Raw genomic sequence first — 8,925 nt, 5'->3', positions numbered from 1 at the left:
GAACGAGGCGTTGGTGAAACACTGGCTTGTGGTACAGGCGCCTGTGCAGCCGTGGTTCACGGCATTCAGCTAGGTCAACTCGATTCTAAGGTAAAGGTTGATTTACCTGGCGGGCAGCTTATGATTGAGTGGCAACAAGGCCAGTCAGTTCAGTTGATTGGTCCGGCTGAAACTGTCTTCGAAGGGAAAATAAAACTCTAATGTCTATACTTGAGCAGCAGCAAATCACCGCCGAGCAGGTCAGTGATTATTTGCTTGAAAACCCGAGCTTTTTTCTTAATCGTCCGCATTTGCTTGCCGATATTGCCTTACCTCACGACAGCGGAAATGCGGTCTCTTTATTGGAGCGTCAAGTCAGTATTTTGCGCGAAAGAAATATTGAAACGCGCAAGCGTTTAAGCGAAATGTTAGAGCAAGGCCAGCGCAATGATGGCCTGTTTGAGCAAACTCAGCGACTTACGCTGCAGCTGCTGGAAACCAATAATATCAACCGTTTGATGGCGCAGCTGCATAGCTTTTGTATCGACCAATTTCAAGTGGATGCCGTGTGCCTTACCTTGGTTGCGAATGATCTTACTCATAAAGTTAATCAATGCCAGGTCTTGGCAGAAAACGAAATCAAGCAGGTATTGCCGGGTTTATTACAGCAAACCAAGGGCATGTCAGGAAGCTTTAGGCAAGAAGAGTTGGCCTTATTGTTTGCCGGCAATACAGACATTGCCTCAGCTATTGTGATGCCAATTGTGAGTCAAAAGCAGGCGATAGGCTTTTTATCCTTAGGTTCAGATGATGCGGCCTATTTTTCACATGCGATGGATAGCTTGTTTTTATCGTTTATTGTGAATATTTTAGCTGTGCAAATTCCCAAATATCTCAGGTAGTGTAATGGCGCTTACTTGGTCGGTTGCGATTGAAAATTATCTTAACTACATAAGATTTGAAAAGCAGCTAGCTGAGCATACGGTTAACAATTATCGGCGTGACTTAGACCAAGCCGTGAGTTTTTTTACGGTCGACAGTCCCGCTGAGCTCAGCGACTATGCGGTCAGAGATTGGCTGCATGCAATGCGGCGCAAAGGTGTTGCCAGAAAAACCATTCAAAGAAAGCTGTCAGCGCTAAGAAATTTTTTTCGCTATCATGTAGATCGGCAGCTGTTACAGGATAACCCTGTCATTGCGGTCAAGCCACCCAAGTCTGAATCCACTCTGCCGAAGGTTCTCGATGTTGATGAAATTAATCAGCTATTAGATAGCCCAGCTGAAACCTGGCATGAGATGAGAGACTTATGCATGCTCGAGTTATTCTATTCCTCGGGGCTGCGTTTGGCAGAATTAGCCGCGCTAGACATTAACGACATGGATTTTTCTCAATCCCTAGTTAAAGTGTCGGGTAAGGGTGGCAAGGAGAGAATTGTGCCGGTCGGCGCAAAGGCCAATGATAAGTTGCAAGCTTGGTTAGGCCATCGCGAGCAATATGCCAAACCAGCTAATTCTGCGCTGTTTATTTCAGCGCTAGGTCAGCGGCTTAGTCATCGATCGATTCAAATGCGTTTAGCTCGGTTGGGTGTTAAATCGGGCGCCAGTAGAAGAATGCACCCGCATTTAATGCGACACTCTTTTGCCAGCCATATGCTGCAGTCCAGTTCGGACATTCGAGCTGTGCAAGATTTACTGGGGCATAGCGATATCAGTAGCACGCAAATCTATACCCATTTAGACTTTCAGTACCTCGCCAAGGCCTACGATCAAGCGCATCCGCGCGCAAAATCACCCAAAGATTAAACTCAACGAAATATTAAGCCGCTATTTAGCAATCACCAGTCGTAAGCTGTCGGTTACTAGCTGCATTTTTTTGAGTGCGTCTTCGCTCTCAGATTTTTTGCGAACTAAGGCGTCAATCTCATCGCTGCTGACGTTTGGATTAATACTTTGTAGCGCCTGCAGTCGACTAGTTTCCTCATCCAAGTCTAATTGCATGGCATCATGCGCAGCGCTGATTAATGCGGGCAGCTGTTGCTGGGCTTGATGCTCTGCCGCACTTATCAGCGTTTGAATGCTTTTGTTGGCTTGTTTGATTAGCGCCTGAATCGCATTGGCTGGAATTTTTTCAACCAGTTGCTGTAGTTGTTCGGCACTCAGTAAATTCGACAAATCTTTGCCTTGTAAGTTCATCAGGCAACGTATATTGCTTTGCTGTATATAACGATTTAGCTGTAGGTATTTTGGCGCCGGTGCATCAATTGAAAAGCTGGCTTCAAGTAATAAGCTGCCTGCAGGTATGCCTTTTACTTTGATGCTAACGACATTGCTGTTGCCATATTCACCTTGCAAGATAAGCTCTAAGGCTTCTTGAACAAACGGGTGCTCCCAAGTTAAATACTGTAAGTCGTCTCGCGACAAGGCAGTCTCGCGTGAAAATGTTGCGCTGAAGCCTTCTTCGCTAACATTGGCAAGGCTGCTTCGCTGGTGGTCTCCCTGACGTATACACCAAACGTGGCTATTTAACGCTTCAATCTCAATGCCAAACTGATCACAGAATTGCTCAATAAAGCTTTGTAGTTGAGCACGCTGCTCAGCGACAAGCATGTGGTCAATAATCTGCTCAGCTTCATCGTGACGGCAGCTATTCAGCTCTAACAAACGATTTCGTTGTTGCTCAACGGTATTTCGAAAATATTCTGCTTTTTGTTGGGTTTGCTGGATTAGCTGATTAATCTGCGCTTCATTATTGGCCTCAATGCATGTGTTCAACGATTCTGCGAACTCGCTAAATAGTTGAAAACCAAACGCACAGGTTTGCTCAATCGCATTGATACCCTCATGATACCAGCGCAGTAAAATAGCCTGCGCAGTATTTTGATAATAGGGTATGTGTATATGAACGTCTTGTGATTGCCCTATGCGATCAAGTCGGCCAATACGCTGCTCTAATAAGTCGGGGTTTAGCGGTAAATCAAACAAAATGAGGTGAGCGGCAAATTGAAAGTTTCTACCTTCGCTGCCGATTTCGCTACAAATTAATATTTGTGCGCCTTCTTCAGGGTCTGCGAAATAAGCTGCAGCGCGATCACGCTGAATTAGCGACATATGCTCATGGAATACGGCCGTGTTAATGCTGTGGCGAATACGTAAGTGCTCTTCAAGGGTGATAGCGGTACTAGCATTCGCGCATATTAATAAGCATTTTTGCTGTGCTAATAGATGGAGCTGCTTGAGCAGCCAGTCGACGCGCAAATCTTGCTGCAGCCATTCCTCGCCCCATANGCTCTCAATTTGACATACGGCTTGCAAACTTGCACCAGCAATAAGTTCGCTGCTGGGCAGTTCTAAGGGGTAGGATTGTAATATTCGATTTGGGAAACCTGTAACGGTATGTCGGGTGTTACGCATTAATACGCGGCCAGTGCCATGACGATCAAGAAGCGCATTGACTGAAAGCCGTTTGGCTTGCTTGTCTTGTTGCAGCTCGATATGCGAGTCTATTAAAGACAGCTCGGCTTCGGTTAATACAGATTTCAATGCCTCTGGCATGCTTGAGAAGTCATGCTCGAGTATCTGGTCTAATAACTGATTGATCTGCTGGTAATGTGTTTCTTCATCAATGAACGTATCCAAGTCGAAATAACGATTAGCATCAAGCAGCTTAAGCCGTGCGAAATGACTGGCGATGCCTGCCTGTTCAGGTGTGGCGGTCAGTAATAACAGACCATTCGTTTTCGCTGATAGGGATTCAACCAGTGAATATTCGGCTGATTGTGACTGCTCTGACCAGGCCAAATGGTGGGCTTCATCAATGACTACTAAGTCCCATGTGCATGCCAGTATCTGCTCAGTTCGTTTATCTTGCTGACTGACAAGAGACAATGGCGCTAGCACTAATTGTTGCGACTCAAACGGGTTGGCGAAGCTGGCTTCAGCTGCTTCGCAGATTTCTTGATCAAAAACTGAGAAGTGTAAATTGAAGCGCCGCAACATTTCGACCAGCCATTGATGCAGAAGGCTGTCGGGCACTAAAATTAAGATGCGTTGAGCAAAGCCGAGCGTGAGTTGTTGGTGAATAATCAGCCCGGCTTCAATAGTTTTGCCGAGCCCTACTTCATCGGCGAGCAAAACACGTGGGGAGGCACGATGTGCGACACGGTCGGCAATATACAGCTGATGCGCTAGCAACTGTACTCGTGGGCCTAATAAGCCCTGCGCCTCGGAGCTTTGCCATTGCTTAAATAGCTGTTGTGCAATTTGCCTTAATTGAAAAGCTTTAGGTGCATCACTGAGACCATTTAATAATCGCTGGCTAGGCTGGCTGAACTGAATATTATGGCTTAGCTCGGTCTCGGCGATGACTGACTTTTCAAGTGCCTGATTCTCCACTTCATACAAATATAAGCCATCATTAATGGTTAGGTTTGTAATAAGCAGAGAGTTGCCATTCAGGTCTTCAATGTGATCGCCTGCAGTATAAACAATGCGTGTAAGCGCGGCTTGATCGATTGCGTAATGGCGTTCTTCATCGGTGGCGGGAAAATAAATGCTGACACGTCTGCCTTCATAACCACATACCATGCCCAGGCCTAAGCCGGCCTCCAAGCTACTGATGTAGCGTTGGCCAATAGCAAATTCAGTCAAATCGATTCTCACTCATGGGTTAACCTCATTGGCCGCGCATTATAAAGTGATATGTTCAGCGCTAATAGTTTTATCGCAATAAGAATTATCGACCAATTGATGATAAAATAAAGTTTATACCTATCAGTGAAAATATTATGAACTGGACTGTAAAACTGGCCCGCATTGTAGATATAGATATCTATATTCATTACACCTTTTTCTTATTATTGGCATGGTTTGCCTGGCGCGGCTACGCAGTCTCAGGCAGTCTGATGGCTGCCGCCGATAATGTCACGTTTATAGTTGCCTTGTTTGGCTGTGTTGTGTTGCATGAATTTGGCCATGCGTTGACGGCAAGACGCTACGGCATTAAGACGGAGCATATTACTTTATTACCTATTGGTGGTGTTGCAGCGATGCAAGATATCCCAAAGCAGCCGCGACAAGAGATTGCTATTGCTATCGCAGGTCCGCTGGTGAATGTGGTGATTGCCTTAGTTATTGCAGCCTATCTTAAGTTAAACCCAATGGGTTTTGATAACGCGCAGCTGCTTAACGGCCAGTGGCCTTTTTTATACGAGCTATTGTTCGTGAATATATTCCTTGCGGCGTTTAACCTTGTGCCTGCTTTCCCAATGGATGGGGGGCGGGTATTACGCGGTTTACTCGCATTAAAACTGGAGCATGCTAAAGCAACGTTATGGGCCAGCAGGGTCGGTAAATTTTTTGCTGTTGCCTTTATTGCCTATGGTCTGGTCAGCAATAATTTTATGCTTGGCTTAATCGGCGTGTTTATTTTTATGGGGGCTGCGGGTGAAAACCGTTTAGTGCAGTTTAAACATCAAGTAAAAAATTTACCGATTATTCATGTGGCCAATGCGCAGTTTACCCGTTTGTCGTGGCAATCTATGTTGAGCCAAGTGGCGGTGCAAATTGATAATTTTGCTGATCAGGCAATCTACCCGATTGGCGATGAGGCCAAACTAGAATGCTTTATTAATAAGGCGCAGTTTGAAGCTTTAATTGATCAGTTCGCGCCATCGCAATATTCTTCGTTAACGCTGCATCAGGCGCTTGAGCAAACTGCTATGACTCTGGACAAGATTAAAACCGTTGATGCTCAAAGCCCAATTAACCAAGTTATTAAGGAGCTCAAACAGCAGCCTTATAAGTTAATCGCGGTGGTGCATCAAGGCAGAACGGTTGGTATCGTGACTATCCAGCGTCTACTTCAATTAGCTGAGATGTAAATCTAACCATTATTTAAAGTTTTATATTTAAATTACTTGGCATGCCGTTTGAAGCTTAGCTGTACCAGTGTCTCAAAATGATAGGTGCCGGGGAACATATCAAATAGTTGAATCGTTTCGACCTTAAATTTTGTGCCATTAGCCGTTAAATTTTTTAAATCACGTGCCAAGCTTTGCGGGTTGCAACTGATGTATATCAGATGTTTGGGTTTAAGTCGCTTTAACCAGAACGCAAGTTGCTTAAAGCCAGCACGCGGTGGGTCAATCAATAAGGTGTCGATCGCTATTTTGCCAACTCGACGGCTAAAACGTTCAAACGCATCATCATCAAATAAATTAAGCTGGCAATAATCGGCTTGCTGCGATGCGCATATGTCAACCATGATGCGCTGGCAGGGGTGATGATCGACATATTGCTGCGATAAATTGCCTTGCCCAGAAAATAAATCCAGCAGTGATTCGCAGCCTAGTTGCTGCAAGATAGTAAATGTAGAGGCAACTAAATGCTGGTTAACTGCTTGGTTTACTTGCGAGAAGCCGCCCGCTGCGTAGGCTTGATTCCATTCAATTTGCACCGCATCATCTTGCCAATAAAGCTCTACGTGACCACTGTCTGAATCCTGCTCTAGCCAGCTCTTTTCCTGGTATAAGCGATCAAATGCTTGCTGAAGTTCTGGGCGTAGAATTTTACACTGCGGTACTTCAATTACCCGATTTTGGTGACGATCAATAAATCCAATATAGCGATGACGATAGTGCAGCTGCACGCGGTTACGGTATTGATGACGCTCGGGAGATGCGATGACGTCGATCTCGGGCAAGCTTTGATAACTATGCTGGGCTAAAAACTCTAGCTGTTGTTGCAGTGCTTGCTGCTTCAATTCCAGTTCATGCGTATAGCTGGTGTGTAATAAATGACAAGATGGGCATGACTGATAATGTGGGCAGGCCGGATCAACGCGTTGATCTGATGGAATGTCGATCGCAATGACTTTGGCTTCACTCACTTGCTTGCGTTTGACAAGCACCTCGGCGCGCACGGTTTCGCCGGGTAGCGTTTTGGCAATAAAAGTAATTTCTCGCTGCTGAGCCGATTTACTGACCCCCTGAGCCAGCGCATCCAGTGATTGAATAAAAAATGTTTCAGGCATTGCGCAATTTTAATGCACTGGCGCGCGAAAAGACATGCGCTCGCGATTTATATCACCTTAAAGGCAAGGCCTAGGCAGTATAAGCAGGCAACCACCACCACAGCGGGTTTAATATCGCTGAAGCGGCCGCTCAGCAACATTAAGATGGCATGTGCGGTAAAGCCTAGGCCAATACCGTGCGACACTGAGAAACCCATCGGCATCATCACCGCACAAATCCAAGCAGGGGCTGCATCGGTCAGGTTTTGCCAGTGTATCTTTTGCATGTCTCTGGTCATGAGCAGACCAACATACAGTAATGCCGGTGCGGTGGCGTAGGCGGGGATAAAGTCTAATAAGGGCGAGAAGAACAGCGCCACTAAAAATAAAAGGCCGACGGTGACTGCCGTAAGCCCAGTTTTGCCTCCAGCAGCAATGCCTGCGCCTGATTCAACATAGGTGGTAACCGACGATACGCCGAGCGCGGCACCCGCGGTAGTGGCGACTGAGTCTGCAACCATGGCCTTATTCATTTGCGGAAACTGGCCGTTTTCATCGGTGAGTCCCGCCTGAGAGGCGGTCGCCATTAAGGTGCCTGAGGTATCAAACAGGTCGACAAATACAAAGGCTAGAATCACCGAAATCATTGAGATTTCAGTGATGCGGCTGAAGTCCATGGCCATTAGCACGGGCGCTAGCGAGGGCGGAGTGGCCAGTAAGCCGTTAAACTCAGTGAGCCCTAGCAGCGCGGCGATAATCGATATGAGTAATACACCAATAATCATAGCGCCCGGCACTTGCTTATGATCTAGCGCAATAATCAATAATAAGCCCAGTGCAGCGAGCACGGCGGGAGCCTGTGTTAAGTCACCGAGGGTAAGTAGCGTAGCTGGGTGGTCGGCGATGATGCCTGCATTTTTCAAGGCGATAATCGATAAAAAGAGGCCTATGCCAACCGTGATACCGTGTCGTAAGCTGGCAGGTATCGCTTGTAAAATCCACTCGCGAATTTTAAATACTGATAATAGAAAGAAAATTACCCCAGAGACCAACACTGCAGCTAAAGCCTGCTCCCAGCTGTAACCCATGCCACCAACTACAGCAAAAGCAAAAAAGGCATTCAGACCCATGCCTGGAGCTAGGCCGGCGGGAAAGTTAGCCCACAGGCCCATTAAGATACAGCCCATGGCCGCCGCTACGGCTGTTGCGGTAAATACCGCCTCTTTCGGCATACCTGATGCTGCCATGATGCTGGGGTTAGCAAACAGAATATAGGCCATGGTTAAAAAGGTCGTTAAGCCAGCTAGTACCTCGGTTTTAACGCTGGTTTGGTGCTGTGATAATTTAAACAGTTTCTCAAGCATGTCTGGCCTTTAAATATTGTCTATTAGGTCAAAATTTCGGCGGTATGATAGTGACAGATCGGTCAATTGTCTAGATTTTCAGCAACCGATTATCGCATGACTCAGCTTGCACAAGTGTAGTTCTCTTCATAAGCTAAATACATAAACTGTTCACGAGGTGTTTCATCATGGCTGAAATTTTTCGAAAGGTGCAACCGTATGAGTTCAATTATGTTTGTGATCAGTGCCTTCGCGGCATGATGCAGGCCACAGGCAAGGTGATGCAAGGTGGGATTGAGCACCAATGTATGATTTGTTCGCACAAGCAACTATTGGCTAAAAGCTATCCTCATGTTGAATATTTTGCTGAACAGGAGAGCCCTGATTGGAAAGCGGTACAGGCGGACAAGACAACCAATGCTCCAATGCCCACTAGCTTCTAGCACTACATCTGCAATTTAGTTGAGAATAGTTTGAGTGATTTAATTTCGCATAAAAAAGGCCCTTAACGGTTCCAATCAGGTTATAATCTCTTATTAATAATTTCCCCACTTTGCCTACTCAATTCGTTTAAAGGTGTCTCTTCATTTTATC

The 8,925-nt window shown here is 46.0% G+C and carries 8 protein-coding genes; 5 read left to right on the top strand and 3 right to left on the bottom strand.

Going from position 1 to position 8,925, the window contains the following annotated elements; all coding sequences use genetic code 11:
* The 3 genes from dapF to xerC form a co-directional block, all read left to right on the top strand.
* Window positions 1-201: diaminopimelate epimerase (gene dapF / locus HRU21_07135; GenBank protein NRA42068.1), on the top strand; the 201-nt coding region annotated here is incomplete at its 5' end.
* Complete coding sequence (locus tag HRU21_07130) at window positions 201-881, top strand: DUF484 family protein (GenBank protein ID NRA42067.1); 681 nt, start codon at window positions 201-203, stop codon at window positions 879-881. The genes dapF and HRU21_07130, both read left to right, overlap by 1 nt.
* A gap of 4 nt (window positions 882-885) precedes the next feature.
* The gene (gene xerC, locus HRU21_07125) at window positions 886-1,782 is read left to right on the top strand and encodes a tyrosine recombinase XerC (GenBank protein ID NRA42066.1); all 897 of its coding nucleotides are present in this window, start codon (window positions 886-888) and stop codon (window positions 1,780-1,782) included.
* A gap of 21 nt (window positions 1,783-1,803) precedes the next feature.
* On the opposite strand, the gene rapA is transcribed toward xerC, so the two are convergent.
* Window positions 1,804-4,626, bottom strand: coding sequence for an RNA polymerase-associated protein RapA (rapA, locus tag HRU21_07120; GenBank protein ID NRA42065.1), 2,823 nt, complete (start codon window positions 4,624-4,626; stop codon window positions 1,804-1,806).
* A gap of 137 nt (window positions 4,627-4,763) precedes the next feature.
* On the opposite strand from rapA, the gene HRU21_07115 reads away from it, so the two are divergent.
* Window positions 4,764-5,858, top strand: a complete 1,095-nt coding sequence (locus HRU21_07115; GenBank protein ID NRA42064.1) for a M50 family metallopeptidase — start codon at window positions 4,764-4,766, stop codon at window positions 5,856-5,858.
* Between the two features lie 32 nt (window positions 5,859-5,890).
* Here HRU21_07115 and HRU21_07110 read toward each other — a convergent pair whose 3' ends face one another.
* Both HRU21_07110 and HRU21_07105 read right to left on the bottom strand, forming a co-directional pair.
* Window positions 5,891-7,009, bottom strand: coding sequence for a class I SAM-dependent RNA methyltransferase (locus HRU21_07110; GenBank protein ID NRA42063.1), 1,119 nt, complete (start codon window positions 7,007-7,009; stop codon window positions 5,891-5,893).
* Window positions 7,010-7,056: 47 nt separating this feature from the next.
* On the bottom strand, window positions 7,057-8,352 hold the full coding sequence (locus HRU21_07105; GenBank protein NRA42062.1) for an NCS2 family permease: 1,296 nt from the start codon (window positions 8,350-8,352) through the stop codon (window positions 7,057-7,059).
* A gap of 167 nt (window positions 8,353-8,519) precedes the next feature.
* Here HRU21_07105 and HRU21_07100 point away from each other — a divergent pair, with 167 nt between their 5' ends.
* Window positions 8,520-8,774 (top strand): type II citrate synthase, encoded by a 255-nt coding sequence (locus tag HRU21_07100; GenBank protein NRA42061.1) that lies wholly within the window; start codon window positions 8,520-8,522, stop codon window positions 8,772-8,774.
* Window positions 8,775-8,925 lie beyond the last annotated feature (151 nt).

Source organism: Pseudomonadales bacterium (genome assembly GCA_013215025.1).
GTDB lineage: Bacteria > Pseudomonadota > Gammaproteobacteria > Pseudomonadales > DT-91 > DT-91.
The sequence above is the reverse complement of the archived record's forward strand: the minus strand, read 5'-3'. Positions and strand labels throughout refer to the sequence as shown.

What these genes read in the sequence shown, in the direction of transcription:
- HRU21_07130 (NRA42067.1), top strand. Translation starts at nt 201, where the DNA reads ATGTCTATACTTGAGCAGCAGCAAATCACCGCCGAGCAGGTCAGTGAT.
- xerC (NRA42066.1), top strand. Translation starts at nt 886, where the DNA reads ATGGCGCTTACTTGGTCGGTTGCGATTGAAAATTATCTTAACTACATA.
- HRU21_07115 (NRA42064.1), top strand. Translation starts at nt 4,764, where the DNA reads ATGAACTGGACTGTAAAACTGGCCCGCATTGTAGATATAGATATCTAT.
- HRU21_07110 (NRA42063.1), bottom strand. Translation starts at nt 7,009, where the DNA reads ATGCCTGAAACATTTTTTATTCAATCACTGGATGCGCTGGCTCAGGGG.
- HRU21_07105 (NRA42062.1), bottom strand. Translation starts at nt 8,352, where the DNA reads ATGCTTGAGAAACTGTTTAAATTATCACAGCACCAAACCAGCGTTAAA.
- HRU21_07100 (NRA42061.1), top strand. Translation starts at nt 8,520, where the DNA reads ATGGCTGAAATTTTTCGAAAGGTGCAACCGTATGAGTTCAATTATGTT.